This is a genomic window from Terrabacter terrae (genome assembly GCF_039529575.1).
Classification (GTDB): domain Bacteria; phylum Actinomycetota; class Actinomycetes; order Actinomycetales; family Dermatophilaceae; genus Terrabacter; species Terrabacter terrae.
Genome location: NZ_BAAANB010000159.1, coordinates 1 through 548 on the forward strand (window position 1 = coordinate 1; position 548 = coordinate 548).

The 548-nt window shown below is 73.5% G+C and carries 1 pseudogene; it reads right to left on the reverse strand.

Features of this window, described 5'->3' with window-relative positions:
• Nucleotides 1-548: pseudogene (locus ABD194_RS20280) on the reverse strand (nitrite/sulfite reductase); the annotation flags it as partial.

A 548-nucleotide genomic window follows, 5' to 3' on the forward strand; every position in this document is an offset into this window, starting at 1 on the left:
TGGTGGGCGGTGAGGCGCACGCGCCCGGCGCCGGTGGCCTCGAGCAGGTCGGCCAGGCCCGTCAGCGTGTTCCCGCCGACCCGTCCGACGACGGGCGCGGCGCCGACGTAGAAGCGTCCGTCCTTCTGTGCGTGGACGCCGACGTGGTCGCCGGGTGCGGTGGCCGGCGCTGGGGCCGGGCCGTCCGGCAGGGGGTGGCCGAGGTACTCGCGCTCGAGCACCTCGCGGAACTTGGCGGGGCCCCACTCGGCGAGGAGGAACTTCAGGCGGGCCTTGTTGCGGAGGCGGCGGTAGCCGTAGTCGCGGAAGATCCGGATGACGCCGTGCCAGACGTCGGCCGCCTCCTCCTCGGTGACGAAGACGCCGAGGCGTTCGGCGAGACGCGGCGTCGTCGACAGCGCGCCACCGACCCACAGGTCGTAGCCGGGGCCGAGCTCCGGGTGGACGACCCCCACGAGCGACACGTCGTTGATCTCGTGGACGACGTCGAGGCTCGGGTGGCCGGTGATGGCCGTCTTGAACTTGCGCGGGAGGTTCGCCAGCTCGGG